Annotated in this window: 17 protein-coding genes; 9 read left to right on the top strand and 8 right to left on the bottom strand. The window is 59.3% G+C overall.

Features of this window, described 5'->3' with window-relative positions; genetic code table 11:
- Positions 1-85 precede the first annotated feature (85 nt).
- From A3GO_RS0118945 to A3GO_RS24580, 3 genes are all read right to left on the bottom strand, one after another.
- On the bottom strand, positions 86-1,033 hold the full coding sequence (locus A3GO_RS0118945; protein ID WP_029134738.1) for a Gfo/Idh/MocA family protein: 948 nt from the start codon (positions 1,031-1,033) through the stop codon (positions 86-88).
- Positions 1,034-1,139: 106 nt separating this feature from the next.
- Positions 1,140-1,301 carry a hypothetical protein gene (locus tag A3GO_RS26280; protein ID WP_157606880.1) on the bottom strand — a complete coding sequence of 54 codons (162 nt, stop codon included), beginning with the start codon at positions 1,299-1,301 and terminating at the stop codon, positions 1,140-1,142.
- 198 nt (positions 1,302-1,499) lie between these two features.
- The gene (locus tag A3GO_RS24580; protein ID WP_051302643.1) at positions 1,500-1,958 is read right to left on the bottom strand and encodes an ankyrin repeat domain-containing protein; all 459 of its coding nucleotides are present in this window, start codon (positions 1,956-1,958) and stop codon (positions 1,500-1,502) included.
- 390 nt (positions 1,959-2,348) lie between these two features.
- Between A3GO_RS24580 and apaG the strand changes: the two genes are divergently transcribed.
- From apaG to A3GO_RS0118925, 3 genes are read left to right on the top strand one after another with little or no spacing between them, the layout of a single operon-like run.
- The gene (gene apaG / locus A3GO_RS0118935; protein ID WP_029134737.1) at positions 2,349-2,732 is read left to right on the top strand and encodes a Co2+/Mg2+ efflux protein ApaG; all 384 of its coding nucleotides are present in this window, start codon (positions 2,349-2,351) and stop codon (positions 2,730-2,732) included.
- A 23-nt stretch (positions 2,733-2,755) separates the two neighbouring features.
- Entirely contained in the window at positions 2,756-3,373 is a 618-nt protein-coding gene (locus A3GO_RS0118930; protein ID WP_029134736.1) for a DUF2238 domain-containing protein, read from the top strand.
- Positions 3,374-3,389: 16 nt separating this feature from the next.
- The gene (locus A3GO_RS0118925; RefSeq protein WP_029134735.1) at positions 3,390-4,223 is read left to right on the top strand and encodes a symmetrical bis(5'-nucleosyl)-tetraphosphatase; all 834 of its coding nucleotides are present in this window, start codon (positions 3,390-3,392) and stop codon (positions 4,221-4,223) included.
- 75 nt (positions 4,224-4,298) lie between these two features.
- On the opposite strand, the gene folA is transcribed toward A3GO_RS0118925, so the two are convergent.
- A complete protein-coding gene (folA, locus tag A3GO_RS0118920) occupies positions 4,299-4,802 on the bottom strand; it encodes a type 3 dihydrofolate reductase (protein WP_037376072.1) in 504 nt (167 codons plus the stop codon).
- A 96-nt stretch (positions 4,803-4,898) separates the two neighbouring features.
- Between folA and A3GO_RS0118915 the strand changes: the two genes are divergently transcribed.
- The gene (locus tag A3GO_RS0118915) at positions 4,899-5,909 is read left to right on the top strand and encodes an ornithine cyclodeaminase (protein ID WP_029134733.1); all 1,011 of its coding nucleotides are present in this window, start codon (positions 4,899-4,901) and stop codon (positions 5,907-5,909) included.
- On the opposite strand, the gene A3GO_RS24575 is transcribed toward A3GO_RS0118915, so the two are convergent.
- The 3 genes from A3GO_RS24575 to lgt form a co-directional block, all read right to left on the bottom strand.
- A complete protein-coding gene (locus A3GO_RS24575) occupies positions 5,813-6,772 on the bottom strand; it encodes an arginase (RefSeq protein ID WP_037376019.1) in 960 nt (319 codons plus the stop codon). The genes A3GO_RS0118915 and A3GO_RS24575 overlap by 97 nt on opposite strands.
- 109 nt (positions 6,773-6,881) lie before the next feature.
- On the bottom strand, positions 6,882-7,676 hold the full coding sequence (locus A3GO_RS0118905; RefSeq protein ID WP_029134732.1) for a thymidylate synthase: 795 nt from the start codon (positions 7,674-7,676) through the stop codon (positions 6,882-6,884).
- 3 nt (positions 7,677-7,679) lie between these two features.
- Positions 7,680-8,522 carry a prolipoprotein diacylglyceryl transferase gene (gene lgt, locus A3GO_RS0118900; protein WP_029134731.1) on the bottom strand — a complete coding sequence of 281 codons (843 nt, stop codon included), beginning with the start codon at positions 8,520-8,522 and terminating at the stop codon, positions 7,680-7,682.
- A 118-nt stretch (positions 8,523-8,640) separates the two neighbouring features.
- Between lgt and A3GO_RS0118895 the strand changes: the two genes are divergently transcribed.
- Positions 8,641-9,000, top strand: coding sequence for a hypothetical protein (locus tag A3GO_RS0118895; RefSeq protein ID WP_051302641.1), 360 nt, complete (start codon positions 8,641-8,643; stop codon positions 8,998-9,000).
- Positions 9,001-9,406: 406 nt separating this feature from the next.
- The gene (locus tag A3GO_RS24570; RefSeq protein WP_037376017.1) at positions 9,407-9,745 is read left to right on the top strand and encodes a helix-turn-helix domain-containing protein; all 339 of its coding nucleotides are present in this window, start codon (positions 9,407-9,409) and stop codon (positions 9,743-9,745) included.
- A 56-nt stretch (positions 9,746-9,801) separates the two neighbouring features.
- Here A3GO_RS24570 and A3GO_RS0118885 read toward each other — a convergent pair whose 3' ends face one another.
- The gene (locus A3GO_RS0118885) at positions 9,802-10,998 is read right to left on the bottom strand and encodes a class I SAM-dependent rRNA methyltransferase (RefSeq protein WP_029134729.1); all 1,197 of its coding nucleotides are present in this window, start codon (positions 10,996-10,998) and stop codon (positions 9,802-9,804) included.
- 122 nt (positions 10,999-11,120) lie between these two features.
- Between A3GO_RS0118885 and A3GO_RS0118880 the strand changes: the two genes are divergently transcribed.
- From A3GO_RS0118880 to A3GO_RS24565, 3 genes are read left to right on the top strand one after another with little or no spacing between them, the layout of a single operon-like run.
- The gene (locus A3GO_RS0118880) at positions 11,121-11,666 is read left to right on the top strand and encodes a PadR family transcriptional regulator (RefSeq protein WP_029134728.1); all 546 of its coding nucleotides are present in this window, start codon (positions 11,121-11,123) and stop codon (positions 11,664-11,666) included.
- Positions 11,663-12,685 (top strand): efflux RND transporter periplasmic adaptor subunit, encoded by a 1,023-nt coding sequence (locus A3GO_RS0118875; RefSeq protein ID WP_029134727.1) that lies wholly within the window; start codon positions 11,663-11,665, stop codon positions 12,683-12,685. Before A3GO_RS0118880 ends, A3GO_RS0118875 begins: the two co-directional genes overlap by 4 nt.
- Positions 12,686-12,699: 14 nt before the next feature.
- Entirely contained in the window at positions 12,700-15,834 is a 3,135-nt protein-coding gene (locus A3GO_RS24565) for an efflux RND transporter permease subunit (protein WP_084610251.1), read from the top strand.
- Positions 15,835-15,836: the final 2 nt, after the last annotated feature.

Genomic DNA, 15,836 nt, shown 5'->3' with positions numbered 1-15,836 from the left:
ATAAGGGTGATTTCTGTCCAGTTGCACCCGCCTTGACGGGGTATCGATTGACTCCCTGGAGAGAAAATAATCGGTATTAGAGGGCTTAGGCGCCGAGGCGTCCCATAATTTCGCTCTTGACCCGCATGGCCACATCCAGCGCCTCAAGTCCGACATGTCCATCCACCAGAGGAGGATTACCAGAGATGGCGCTCTCCGCAAAGGCCGCCAGTTCAGCGTCCAGCGGCTTGACCGGCTCGATGTCCAGACGCTCCATTACCACTTCCGGCCAGGCCTCACCGGGTCGCGGCTTGGGATAGGCGGTCTCGATGCGCTGGTCGATAAAATCGAGTGATTCATAGCGGTTTTCCTCAAACACCCGGATACGGCGCATGCGCTTTTCCGAGACGCGGCTGGCGATCACGTTGGCAACGGTACCATTGGCGAATTCAAGACGGGCATTGGCGATATCCACATGGGCGGTCAACACAGGCGTACCCACCGCAGAAATAGCGGTAATCTCCGATTTCACCAGCGAGAGAATGATATCGATATCGTGAATCATCAGATCAGACACCACATCCACATCGGTGGCGCGCTCCACAAAACCGCCCATCCGGTGGGCTTCGATAAAGCGGGGCCGGTTGATGCGTTCCGCCAGCGCCATAACGCCGGCATTAAAACGTTCCAGATGGCCTATCTGAAGGATGACACCGGCGGCCTCGGCCAACCGGACTATCTCAGCCCCGTCCTCGACCGTGGAGGCGATTGGCTTTTCCAGCAGCATGTGCACACCCGCCTGCAGGAACGGCCGCGCCTCATCAAGATGGGCCGTGGTGGGCACCACGATACTCACCGCATCGACCTTCCCCAGCAGATCGCTACTACGCTCAAAGGCACTGCAAGCACACTCCCCGGCCACCCGTGCGGCGGTCTCCGGATTGGTATCGACCACACCGACCAGCTCCACGTTATCCATTCGGGAATAGATCAGGGCATGAAAACGCCCCAGATAGCCGACACCAACGACACCCACACGTAATTTATTACTCATTGATCACCCAGATTCAATTCAGAACAGTTCCGGCATGAGGCCGCAAACCTGAAACCCGGCTGATTCTAAACCATCTGATCAATCAGTGGCATCTTTAGGGCGGAAATCAGCTCCGCTGATCGCTGTGGGAGTGACCCGGATCAACTGGTCCCGAACGATCAAGCAGATGGAAATGGACCGAAAGTGTCGCCAGCAGAGCCGCGCCTACCAGGCAATACAGAATAAAAAGAATATCCGGCTTACGCCGGTGGTGCTGGACTCTGAACATGCGACACCTCCTCGATGCATCGCAGTAATAGACTTTCAGGGAGTAGAAACGCTGTGGCCGACAGCATTCTGCCCCTATTCCAACCTGGCTGAAATGGACTCTCTTCACACCAGCCGGTCAGCATCTCCGCCGGTTATTGAAAACGGGAACAGACGCACAGTTGCGCTAAACCTGGAGCACGCAGGAGTGCCGACAAGCTCAAGTCCCACCCTCTTCCGTAGCCCCCGCTTCCTCGAGTATTTTGATCACTTTAGAATGCTTGCCCTGATTAGCCCGCTTCAGCGCTCCGATCCCCGCTTTGTTGCGCAGATTGACATCGGCGCCCGCCTGAATGAGCGCTTCCACTACTGTCGCATGACCAAATGCCGACGCATCCATCAACGCGCTGTTGCCTGCGCCATCCACGGCGTTGACATCGGCACCAGCAGCCAGCAACGCCTTCACGGTGCGGGCATTGCCATTAAACGCAGCCAATACCAATGCGGGTCGTCCAGCGCCATTCTTGGCATTAGCATCCGCACCCTGAGCCAACAACGCCATCATCTGCTGCTCCTGACCCAGGCCGGCAGCCGCAAGCAGTAGTTGATTGGCATCGGCCGCCGCCCAGGCCGACATGTTCAGCAGCCATAACAGCATGAATAAAGATCGCTTGTTCATCCTCGGTACCCTATAGTCCACGCTCACCTGAGAGAATCCCTGATAATTTATTGAGCGACCGGACAACGATTATCTGAAGCTGCCACAATTATTGCTATGTCCCAGTTACCTGTTGCATGAGCAGTGGCCTTCTTGTAGAAGCGGATTTATCCGCGAAATTGACGGCTGAAGCCACTCCTACCGCTACGCTTGATCGCCGGAGAGGGGTTTGACCTGTAGGAGGCCCGCCCCGGGCCGAATTCGCGGCGAGGCGCCGCTCCTACCGGGCAAATCGTCAAGCCAAGCGAAAACACCACCCACACATAATTGGGACAGAGCCATAATTATCCCACGGGATCCGCTTTTCGGATAAACTCTTGCCATGCCCAGAATCGAGTCACACGCCAATCCATGAGTAAATCGCCGCAAAACAGAATAGAAGTGGATGTTCGCACCGCCTATGTCGAGGGCCAGTCCAACCCGGCGGAGGATCACTATGTGTTCGCCTACACCATCACTATCCGTAACACCGGAGAGTCCGCGGCCCGACTGATCAGTCGCCACTGGCTCATCACCGATGCCGACGGCGGGGTACAGGAGGTGTTTGGTGAAGGCGTGGTGGGACAGCAGCCTTTTCTGCGCCCGGGAGAGGATTTCAGTTACACCAGCGGCACCACACTTCCTACTCCGGTGGGCACCATGCAGGGCAGTTACCAGATGCAGACCGAATCCGGTGAACAATTCGACGCCATCATCGCCCCCTTTTCTCTGGCCCTGCCCCATATACTGCACTAGCGTTTCGAACCGGGTTTGTCCGCATGCACCGAGCCGCCATTAATGAACCGACCGTGCTGCTGGTCCTGGTCACCCTGTCCCTCCTGTTCAGTGCGATCGATCCGGTAGCCGACAGACTCACCTGGTTCCTGGAGACCGCGCCGGTAATGCTGGGACTGCTAGTGGTGATACGAACACGTCTGGCGTTTCCGCTGACACCGCTGCTCTACCGGCTGCTGACGTTACACGCGATCATTCTGATCATCGGCGGCTATTACACTTATGCCGAGGTCCCCCTGTTTAACTGGTTACGTGATAGCCTGGAGCTGTCACGCAACCACTATGATCGTATTGGTCACCTGGCCCAGGGTTTTATCCCGGCCATACTGGCGCGGGAGATACTGCTGAGACGCTCTCCACTGGTCCGTGATGGCTGGCTGCTGCTGACGGTGACCAGCATCTGCCTTGCTTTCTCCGCCTTTTATGAAATGATCGAGTGGTGGACCGCACTGGTCAGCGAGGAGGCCTCATCGGCCTTTCTCGGCACCCAGGGTGACGTCTGGGATACCCAATGGGATATGTTCCTGGCGCTTATCGGCGCGCTGCTCTCCCAACTGCTGTTGGGTCGTCTGCACGACCGCCAACTACAACTCATCCAATAGACAATAGGTTCTAAATATGGCGCTGTATGCCATCGGTGATGTTCAAGGCTGCTACAGGGAACTGATGCAGCTGCTGAAACAGATCAAATACAACCCCGACCGGGACATGCTCTGGTTCGCCGGAGATCTGGTCAATCGGGGTCCCGATTCACTGAAAACCCTGCGCTTCGTGAAAAACCTGGGGGATGGCGCCAGGGTAGTGCTGGGTAATCATGACCTGCATCTGCTGGCGATGTCGCAGGGCAACTTGAAGCATGCGGAAAAGGATCACACGCTGCGCGAGGTGCTGAAGGCAAAAGACCGGGACGACCTGCTGGAGTGGCTGCGCCAGCGCCCCCTGATGCATCACTGTTCAGAACGGAACTACAGCCTGATTCACGCCGGCCTGCCTCCCCAGTGGGACCTGGCAACCGCCTTGCAGTGCGCCGCCGAGGTCGAGGCGGTACTGCAGAGTGACGGACTCAGGGAGTTCTGTCTGCAGATGTACGGCAATGAGCCCGGCCGCTGGTCGAACGAGTTGCAGGGGATGGAACGCCACCGCTTCATTATCAACTGCTTTACCCGCCTGCGCTTCTGTGACAGCCAGGGCAACCTGGCGCTGAAGGAGAAACGGGCGCCGGGCCATCAGCCGTCCGATTTCTATCCCTGGTTTGCCGTGCCCGGCCGCGCCAGCCGTGACCAGCGCATCCTGTTCGGCCACTGGTCGACGCTGGGTTACCATGTCAGTCACAACAGTTGGTGCCTGGATACCGGTTGCCTGTGGGGTGGAAAACTGACGGCACTGCAGATCCGCCGGGAAAAGCCACCGCGACCGGTACAGGTTTCCTGCGGAGGCTACAAAAAACCTTGACGACCCCTGAAAGGTGGAACGGCAAGAGAGTTCCGCTCACCCGGCGGATCTGGCGCCGAGCCAGTTACAGCTGCATCAGCGAGGCATTCGCTCAAGCGTGAGAAAGGTATAGGCAAACTGGTTGTGCTCATCGGCACCGTGCTCCTCCCGCGCCAGTTCATGCCAGGCCTCCGTCTCATAGGCGGGAAACCAGGCGTCACCCGCCACCCGGGCGTGCACCAGGGTCAGATAGAGGCGATCCGCCCTCGGCAACAGTTGACGGTACAGGTTCGCCCCGCCAACAACCATGATCTCGTCCACCTCGCCGGCCGCCGCCAGCGCCTGCTCGATCGAGTGCACCAGCAGACACCCCTCGGCCCGATAGGCCGGGTTGGATGAAATCACGATATGGGTGCGACCGGGCAGCAGGCCAGGCAGCGATTCCCAGGTTTTCCGCCCCATCACGATCGGCTTGCCCAGGGTCAGGCGCTTGAAGTGTTGCAGGTCGGCAGGCAGGCGCCAGGGCAGGCGATTATCGCAACCGATAACCCGGTTTTCGTCCATCGCGGCAATGAGTGAAAGGATCGGCTGTTTGTGCATGCCGGGGAGCATATCACGTCCATGGTCTAAGCTTTAGTCTAAACGGCAGTGGCACGCCGTTCGTACAATAACAGCAGATAACATGGGACTGACGGCATGCGGCTTATCACCATCAGCCACCTGAGGCAGATTATCCGGCGCACCGGGATGGATGATTTTCTCCGGCAGAGTCTGTCAGCCCTTGAAGCCGCCTTTAGCCGCTGGCACGAGTTCCGTAAATCCCCCCGGCACGCCACCCACTACCCGCACGGGGTGATCGAGCTGATGCCGTGTGCGGATGATGACTACTACAGCTTCAAGTATGTCAACGGACACCCGAAAAATACCGCCGAGGGGCGCCTCAGCATTGTTGCCCTGGGCATGCTGGCAGACGCGCGGAACGGCTACCCCCTGATGCTCAGCGAGATGACCCTGCTGACTGCTATCCGCACCGCGGCCACGACCGCACTCGGGGCAAAATACCTGGCCCGCCCGGAGAGCCGTCACCTGGCCATGATCGGTACCGGCGCCCAGGCGGAATTCCAGCTGCTGGCCACCCGCCAGGTGCTGCCAATAGAACAGGTTTCATACTTTGACACCGATCCCCGGGCCATGCAGAAATTCGCCCGCAACATGGCCGGGGGCACCGGCCTGATTCCCTGCCGGTCTATCGACCAGGCCATAGTCGACGCCGACATGATCATAACCGCCACTGCCGCCCGACTGCATAACCAGCTGCTCGGGCCTGGCATGATCCGGCCCGGCAGCCATATACACGCCATGGGGGGAGACTGCCCCGGCAAGACCGAACTGGACCCGGCACTGTTGCAGCAGTGCAAGATCGTGGTGGAGTATCTGCCACAAAGCCTGGCGGAGGGTGAAATTCAGCTCTCGCAGGAGACGCCGATACACGCCGAACTCTGGGAGCTGGTCAACGGCAGCAAGCCGGGGCGCGAGGAACCGCTGGAAGTGACCCTGTTTGACTCGGTCGGCTTCGCCCTGGAGGATTACGCCGTGCTACGGCTGGTCTATCAACTGGCCTGTGACCTGGACATCGGTGACGACGTGGAACTGACGCCTTCACCGGCCGACCCGAAGGATCTGTACAGCACCCTGCTCTCGCCATAGAGCGCGGCGATCAATGTACCGATCAGCTGTACTGTCTTCTCTTCACGCTCATGGCGCGGACAAAACTCGGCAATCTCCATCCCCACCAGCCGGGGGATTCCGGCAATGGCGGTCAATGCCTCGACCAGCTCGGCACCGGCAATGCCGCCCGGTTCCGGCACACCGACTGCCGGGGCATCCCGGGGATCAACGGCATCCAGATCGATGCTGATACCGAGAACATCCGACTGACGTGACAATTGGGCCACGGCCTCAATGAGGCATAGCCGGAGTGCCCCCGGCTCCTGCAACTCAGCCATGGGAATCACCCGCACGCCAAGCCGGCCCAGCAGACGTTGCTCAGCCGGTTCGAAGCTGCGCACCCCGACCAGCAGCAGATTTTCCGGTGCCAGATGGCGCGTACCGCCATAGATCCGGGTCAACAGCCGATCCCCCTGACCCAGCAGGCCGGCGACCGGCATGCCATGGACATTACCCGATGGCGTGGTCAGAAAGGTGTGGGCATCCATGTGCGCATCGATCCAGATCAGCCCCAGCCGTCCCTCTTCGGGCAAGGCCCCCATTGTTCCTTGCCACACGCCCATGGCGGTTGCGTGATCACCCCCGAGAAACAGGAAAGGTTGCCCCTGTCGCACAAAGGCCGAGGCAAAGCGGGCTGTTTGTCGGCAGAGAGCGGCCACCGCATCCAGTTTACCGGCCCGCTCATGCGCCTCCAGCAGCGCATGCCAGACCAGCTGCAACCCCTGGGTATTGCAATAACGTTTCAGACCAAGTGAATTCCGCACCACCATGGGCCCGCGCCAGCACCCGGCATGCTGGCCTGCCTGACCCGAGGCCACACCGACCGTCGCTATGCTGCGCATCTGCCACCTCCCGGAATCAATGCTTCAAGAGATTAGAGGCACACTATCCAGTATAGGTTTCCTAAATCGATAAAAACGCCTGCCACACCGGAGCCGAGCCGGCGCCGGATCAGACCGCTACCGGCGCCTTGATATGGGGATGACACTGGTACTGCTGCAGGGAGAAATCATCATAGACAAAATCAAACAGCGAGCCGACGTCCGGATTCAGGTGCATGTCAGGCAGCGGGAATGGGCTCCGGGACAACTGGGTCTTCACCTGATCCAGGTGATTGGCATAGAGGTGGGCGTCGCCGAAAGTGTGAATGAACTCACCCGGCTGCAGTCCGGTCACCTGGGCAATCATCAGGGTCAAAAGCGCATAGGAGGCGATATTGAACGGGACACCCAGAAAAATATCGGCACTTCGCTGATACAGCTGGCACGACAGCCGGCCCTCCGCCACGTAGAACTGGAACAGGCAGTGGCAGGGCGGCAACGCCATCCGCTCCACCTGCGCCGGGTTCCAGGCACTTACCAGCAAGCGCCGGGAATCAGGCGTGTTACGTATCTGCCCCACCAACTGGGCGATCTGGTCGATACTACCGCCACCGGGGGTTGGCCAGGAGCGCCACTGGGCCCCGTATACCGGCCCCAGATCACCGTTTTCATCCGCCCACTCATCCCAGATGCTGACCCCGTTCTCCTTCAGGTAGCGGATATTGGTCTCGCCCTTCAGAAACCAGAGCAACTCATGGATTATCGAACGCAGGTGGACCTTTTTGGTGGTAACCAGGGGGAAGCCTTGCGACAGATCAAAGCGCATCTGATAGCCAAACACACTGAGGGTGCCGGTTCCGGTGCGGTCCTCCTTGCGGGTACCGTTCTCCAGGACATGACGCATGAGATCAAGATATTGACGCATAATTCAATCCGTTATGGTTCTGTTGCGAAAAGCCAGCCAGATCATGGCGCCACCGGCCAGCAGCATCGGGAAGGTCAGAAGCTGTCCCATGGTCACCCAGTCAAAAGCCAGATAACCGATATGGGCATCCGGCATGCGCACAAACTCGATGCCAAAGCGGAACACCCCGTAACAGACCAGAAACAGACCGGAGACCGCCATGGCCGGTCGGGGACGTGCCGAGAACAGCCACAGGATAACAAACATCACCACCCCTTCCAGCAAGGCCTCATAGAGCTGGTTGGGATGCAGGGGCGGGGTCATAAGCGTCCCCGGGGGCAACTGCAGTTTATCCACGCAGAGCGCCACAAAACGTTCACAGGAGACCTGCATGGCCCAGGGCACGGAAGCGGGCGCCCCCCACAACTCACCATTGATAAAGTTGCCGATGCGTCCCGCACCCAGGCCGATTGGAATCAACGGCGCAATAAAGTCGGTACACTGAAAAAAGCCCTTGCCGTGACGACGCCCGAACAGCCACATGGCCACCAGCACCCCGAGCAGACCGCCATGAAACGACATGCCGCCCTGCCAGATCCGCAACAGGGAGAACGGATCCCGCAACAACTCATCGAATCCGTAAAACAGGGTGTAGCCAAGGCGGCCGCCGAGCACCACGCCCAGGGCGATATAGAACAGCAGGTCATCCACCTGTTCCACCCGCCAACCGGAACCCGGACGGGCGGCGCGCCAGCGGCCCAGCCACCAGCCCGCGGCGAACCCCACCAGATACATGACACCGTACCAGTGCACCGCAACAGGCCCGAGCGAGAATAGAACCGGATCAATATTTGGGTATGTCAACATAGGGCGCTATCTTATGGTCAGGGTAAAAATAAATCACCCCAATATTGCAACCGAGGCGGGCTATGGTTGTATGTCAATCAAACGCAGTAGGACCGGCATGTTCACGGAGCGTTCAAAAATGCGTCATATCCTTATCTCTTTGTTGTTGGGACTGTTGCCAAGCCTGCTGTCCGCCGGCGGTGTTGAGATTATCGACGCCAACGCTACCGCCAGCGGCCATGGCCGCTACCATATTCAGGTTACCCTGCGCCATACCGATAGCGGCTGGGAACATTATGCCAACGCCTGGCGGGTACTGGCACCCGACGGAAGCATCCTGGGTGAAAGGAGACTCCTCCATCCCCACGTGGACGAACAACCCTTCACCCGTGGACTCACCATCACCATCCCGGATGAGATAACCGAGGTAGAGATAGAGGCACAGGACTCCCGCCACGGAACCGGCAAACAGCGTTTTAGAATTCGACTGCATCGGTGATGGGAAAAACGATCCAGATCAAAGCACACAGAAAATAGTGAAATAAATGCGTATTAAAGTGCCATTTTGGGATGCAAAACCGGGACAGCTTTAGGAAAAAGGGTTATGCTTACGCCGAGGATGATTATTCTTGTAAGATGATAATTTCCTTAGTGTTAGTAATTGTGTTCACTGGTATCACAGCGAGTGCTAAAGCTACACATGAAAGAAACTGGGGCTCCTGAATACTCAGGGTTGTTCTGAATAGCCAAGGCAATCCTGTAGTAAAAATGTGGCGGCTGGTCATGCCCCGAAAACCCGGCATGACAAAGATGTGACAGGGGACTGAAAAAAAGACCCAAGAACAGCAATCGGCCACCCGATTGGGAGCTATACTCAAAATTGGACTAACGACAGGTTGAAGAAAATGACTAATGAGAATCCCCAAAACCCCGGGAATCTGGGTCAACGGATGCGCTTCAGACGCCAGGAAAAAGGCTGGACACAAGAGCAACTTGCGGTGAGAGCCGGCACAAATCAGGCGGTCATTCAGAAAATCGAAAATGGAAAAAGCCTGCGTCCACGTAAAATAGACCAGATTGCCGCTGTACTGGATGTCAACCCCGCCTGGTTGATGTTTGGTGATGAGTTGGCTGCATCCCTTCCACCTGATGCGATGGCGGTAGCGGAAGCATGGCACGCCATGCCCGAACCCCACAAATCGAGAATCCAGCGCGAGATCATGGATCACGCCTCGAAAGGGTAATCGATAAGCCCATCCTCGCGCCAGGCAAGGCAAAAGGATGGGCCATTCCAGCTTCCCTAAAAGCTGGGCAAGACCCGCAGATAAAAGGTCTTGAGGTAGGCTGTTTCCGGGATAGCCGGATGAACCGGATGATCCGGTGCCTGGAAGCCCCGCTCAAGCAACTGCAGCGAACGGTCGGTATGACGTGCCGCCTGCTGGATTTCGTGCAGCAGAGCCTCCTCGCCCATGTGATGGGAACAGGACGATGAGACCAGAATACCATCCTTGCTCAGCACCTGAAGCGCCAACTGATTCAGCCGCCTATAGGCCAACACGCCCTCCTTGGTATCCTTCTTACGCTTGATAAAGGCTGGCGGATCAACAAGCACTACATCAAACCGCTCATGGGCCTGGCGTAACTCCCGCAGGGCATCAAAGGCATCCCCCTGAAGCCCGGCCACCCGTTCCGCCACACCGTTCTCCTGCGCATTGCGATCCACGGCATCCAGGGCACTGCCCGAGGCATCGACACAGATCACCTCTGATGCCCCTTTCACCGCCGCCTGCACACCCCAGGCGCCGATATAGCTGCAGACATCCAGCACCCGCCTGTCCTTGATATAAGGGATCATGCGACCCCGATTGACCGCCTGATCAAAAAACCATCCGGTCTTCTGACCCTCCTGGGAAGGCACCATAAAACGGACGCCATGCTCTTCGACCGCCAGCACCTCTGGCCAGCCGCCCAGGGCATCCTCCACATAGAGTTCCAGCCCCTCCAACTCCCGCGCCGGTGAGTCGTTGCGAAACAGCACGCCGACGGGATGCAGCACCTTGACCACCGCCGCCAGAATCTCCGCCTTCAGCCGCTCCATGCCGGCGGTGGTGATCTGAATCACCAGATGATCACCGAACCGGTCGATGACCAGCCCCGGCAGACCATCGCTTTCGCCAAACAGCAGCCGATAGTAGGGTTTGACATAGAGCCGCTCGCGCAGGCCCAGGGCCACTTTCAAGCGATGCACGATCAACGAGCCGCTGAGCGGATGCTGGCGATCACGGCTGACCAGCCTTGCACAGATCAGGGAGTGTGGATTGACATAACCGGTACCCAGCAGCTTCTCCCGGTCGCTGAAGATCTCCACCGGCTGTCCCGGCTCCAGGCTTTTCAGCGGCGTAATCGAGCTATCGATCTCATTGCTGTAGATCCAGCAGTGGCCTGCGCGCAGGCGCCGGTCCTCGTTTTTTTTCAATCGCAGCGGGGCAAAATTCATGGCCTGAAATCCTGGTGTCATCGGAAGGTGAAAACGCGCACGCAAGATTAACAGATTTGACAAGCAGACGCCCGGTTAATTATATTGCTCCGACATATAACGGTCCGATATATTTTTTTCACATGAATACCAGCCATCTCTGCCTCGGCATATTGAGCCTCGGTGACGCCAGCGGTTATGAAATCAAGAAGGCGATAGAGCAGACTTTCAGTCATTTCCAGGCCACCAGCTACGGATCCATCTATCCAACCCTGGCGAAATTGACCGAACAGGGGCTGGTCAGTTTTCATGAAGAGGTCCAGGAGAAACGGCCGACCAAGAAGGTGTTCACTCTCACCAAGACAGGTCGAGCGCATTTTTTCCAGGCCCTGATGACGGCCGAACCGGCCGAACAGTACCGCAGTGATTTTCTGTTTCTGATGATGTTCGCCCATCTGTTGCCGACCGAACAGATCGCGGCGCTACTGGATAAACAGACCACCCACCTGCAGTCTGAACTGACCATACTGGAGAAAATCAGCAATGAGTGCCAGACCCACACACCGGGCATGCGCTTCACCCTGGAGTACGGAATTGCCGCCAACCGGGCACTGCTCCGGTTGATGCAGAATCGCAGCGCATCGCTGCTCAAGGAGATCGACGCGGCGAGGAGCCCGAAACAATCATGATCAGTAACCACACTGCCAGGTGCCTGCTCTGGGGCATGCTGTGCCTTATTACCCTGCCCGGCATTGCCGAGGAGCGACCCATCCAGGTCACCACCGCCCAACTGGGTGACGTGGCCGTTTATCAGGAGTACTCGGCACCCGCCACCACGCTTAGCCTGAATGAGAGCCGAATCAGCGCCGAGACAACCGGGGTTATTCTGAGAATCCCGGTGCAAGTGGGTGACCGGGTAGAGCGGGATGCCCTGTTGACCGCGCTGGATTGTCGTGACAATCAGCTCAAACTGCGAAAGGCCGAAGCGGGACTGGCCGGTATCGAGGCCCGGGTCACGCTGGCAAAACGCCAGATCAAGCGTACCCAGTCGTTACGCAAGACCAGCAGCGTTTCCGAAGAGCGACTCAATCAGCAGGAGGCCGACCTGCAAATCGCCGATGCGGATCGCCAGGCACAACTGACCGCCATTGCCGAAGCCCGATTGAACCAACAGCGCTGCGAGATCAAGGCACCCTTTGCCGGCGTGGTCAGGGAGCGGCTGGCCGGCGAGGGTGAGTGGGTCAATCCGGGGCAGCCACTGATCCACCTGATCGACCTGGAGCGACTGGAGATCTCCGCCCAGGTCTCCGTGGATCGGGTCGCATCACTCCAGGAGGCCGGTAAAATCCTGCTGGAGACCAATCAGGGCGTCTATCCGGTCAGGTTGCGCCAGGTCGTCCCGGTGGTCGAATCACTCGGGCGTAACCGGGAGGTCCGCCTGCAGTTCAGCGACGGGCGTGCACTGCCCGGCAGTAGCGGGCGTCTGCTCTGGCAATCACAACAGACCTATGTACCGGCTGATCTGCCGGTCAGACGGGGTGACGCCCTGGGCCTGTTTACCGTTGATCAGGGCAAGGCCCGCTTCGTACCGTTAAGTCAGGCATTGGAGGGACACCCGACACAGGTGGACCTGCCGGCCGACACCCTGCTGGTCATCGAGGGGCGCCAGGCGCTGTCGGATGGCGCCACCATCGAGTTGGCCAACTAGGGGCTGTCGACACCATGCTGGGACGATTCTTCAGTAATCATGTATTGGCCAACCTGACGTTCGGTCTGGTGCTGGTGGTCGGCTTTCTCTCCTACAACCTGATGCCCCGGGAGCAGGACCCGAGCATCAATTTCAACTGGATCGACATCACCACGGTACTGCCCGGCGCAGCGGCGGCGGATGTGGAAAAGCGCGTCACCGAAGTGCTGGAGAAAAAGATCCGTACCATCTCGGATATCAAGTTCGTCTCCAGCGTCAGCCGCGAGAGCATCTCCAGCATCCTGGTGCGGTTCGAGGACATCAAACCCGAGGTGTTCGACAAGCGGGTGGCGGATCTGCGGCGCGAGGTACAGAACGCGGACGACGAACTGCCGGACAATGCCACCACACCGTTCGTGTTCGAGATCACCACCGCCAACGCCTTCCCCAGCGCCACCCTGGCCATCGTCGGCCCGGCGGACGACGAAAACCTGCGGCGGCAGGCGGAGAACGTGAAGAAGGACCTGGAGCGCATCAAGGGGGTCGATCGCATTCTGGATACTGCGCTCCGCGATCCCGAACTGCAGATCAACTTCTATCCGGAACGCCTGGAAGCCGCCGGCATTACCCCCGGACAGCTGGCGGATACGGTCACCCGCAGCTTCCAGGATCTGGCCGCCGGCAGCGCCCGGGTGAACGACCAGAACTGGCTGGTGCGTATTATCGGCCAGGACAGTGACCCCGGCTACCTGGCCGCCCTGCCGGTGGCAGGTGTCAGCGGCGAGGTACCACTGGGCGATCTGGCACAGGTGGTGCGGGCGCGGGAGAAACAGGACAAGGCGGTGTTCTATCGGGGCCAGCCGGCGGTAATGCTGGCGATCACCAAGAAGGAGAGCGCCAACACCCTCGAACTGGTACAGAAAATCGCCGATTATGCCGCGGAGCGCAACCGCTTCCGGGACAAGACCGGCGTCGAGGTGGTGCTGATCGACGACCAGACCGAGATCACCCGTAACGCCCTCAACATCATGCAGACCAATGCCCTGCTGGGCCTGATCATGGTGCTGTTTGTTGCCTGGCTGTTTCTCGGCGGCCGCATCTCCCTGCTCACCACCATCGGCATCCCGTTCATCCTGGCCGGCACCTTCCTGGTGCTCAACGCACTGGACCAGACCCTCAATGTCAGCGTGCTGCTGGGGGTGGTGATCAGCCTCGGCATGCTGGTGGATGACGCCGTGGTGGTGGTGGAGTCGATCTACTACCGGCTGCAGCGGGGCATGGCGGTACTGCCCGCCACCCTGGAGGCGCTCAGGGAGGTGTTCGCCCCGGTCACCACCGCCGTGCTGACCACCATGGCCGCCTTTCTGCCGTTGATGCTGCTACCCGGCATCCTCGGCAAGTTCATGCTGATCATCCCGCTGGTGGTGACCATCGCGCTGGCAATCAGCCTGATCGAGGCCTACTGGATGCTGCCGGCCCACATGCTCGGGGCCAACGTCCACTTCGAAAACCCCTCGCGGATACAGCGCTGGCGCACCGAGGCGCTGCACTGGATTCGCATCAAATACACCAAGCTGCTGGTACGTGCCCTGCACTGGCCGAAGATCATCCTGTTCTGTGTGCTGATGATGTTTATCGCCGCCGTTGCGGCAACCGCCAATGGACTGGTCAAGATCGACTTCTTCGCCACCGACCCGATCCGGCTGTTCTACGTCAGCCTGGAGATGCCGGCCGGCACCCCGCTGGAGCTCACCCGCGACAAGGTGCTGCAGGTGGAGCGGAAAATCCGCCAGCACATCCAGCCGGGCGAGACCCGTAATATCCTCAGCTATGCCGGTCAGCTGTTTACCGAGACCGCCCCCTTTTTCGGCGATCACTACGGACAGGTGCTGGTGGCGTTGAATCCGAAGACTGATAACCTGCGCAGCGTGGACGAGATGATCGAGTCCATGCGCGCAGACATCGAGGCCACCGCCGGACCGGACAAGATCTCCTTCCTGCGGCTGGCCGGCGGCCCGCCCACCTCAAAACCGATCCAGGTCAAGGTGCGGGGCGACGACACCGAAACCATTCGTGCAGCAGTGCGGGAACTGAAATCAATCCTGAGGCAGAACCCGGCCATCCGTGATATCACCGATGACGACAGCCAGGGGCAGATGGAACTGGCGCTGCGGGTGAACCAGGACGCCGCTCGCCGCGCCGGCATCAGCCCGGCCGAGGTAACCCGCACCCTGCGTCTGCTGGTGGATGGGGAGATTGTCAGCAAAATGCAGGACCGGGGCGAGGAGCTGGAGGTGCGGGTACGCGCCCTGCCGCGCACCCTCGCCACCATCGGCGAGCCAGGCAACTACACCCTACCCCTGCCGAACGGCGGGCGGATCGCCTTGAAGGAGCTGGTACACAGCACCACTGGACCGAGCAACAACAGCATCCGCCACTACAATTTCCGCCGCACCATCACGGTGGAGGCGGACCTGGACAAGGCCCAGACGGACACGATCACCGCGAACCGGCAGATCCAGGAGGCGTGGGACCTGATCGCTGAGCGCTATCCCAGCATCGATCTGGACTTCTCCGGCGAGCTGGACGATATCCAGGAGAGCCTGGACGCCATTGCGGTACTGTTCCTGTTCGGCGTCGGGCTGATGTATCTGATCCTTGGCACCCAGTTCAAGAGCTATTTCCAGCCGCTGATGATCCTGGCCACCGTTCCCATGGCCTTTACCGGTGTGGTGATCGGACTGGTCATTACCGCCAACCCGTTGAGCCTGTTCACCCTCTACGGCGTGGTGGCCCTGGCCGGTATCGCGGTCAATGCCGCTATCGTACTGATCTCCGCCGCCAACGAGCGACTGGATCGGGGCATGAGCGTGTTGCACGCCACTCTGTATGCCGCACGCCGCCGGGTGATCCCGATCCTGATCACCTCCATGACCACCATCGCCGGGCTCTTCTCCCTGGCCACCGGACTGGGTGGTGCCTCGCTGATGTGGGGACCGGTCGCCACCGCCATTGTCTGGGGACTGGCCGTATCCACCGTGCTGACCCTGTTCGTCGTGCCGCTGCTCTACCGGCTGTTCATGGGTGCCGGCTGGGTGACCCGGCGACGCCTGGCGGCGATCGAAAAAGTCCGATCCGAACTACAAACCGCCCCCCCGGATCGACTATAATA

Origin of the sequence: Sedimenticola selenatireducens DSM 17993, from assembly GCF_000428045.1 — a bacterium.
Taxonomy (GTDB): domain Bacteria; phylum Pseudomonadota; class Gammaproteobacteria; order Chromatiales; family Chromatiaceae; genus Sedimenticola; species Sedimenticola selenatireducens.
This window is presented reverse-complemented; position numbering and strand designations above follow the sequence as displayed.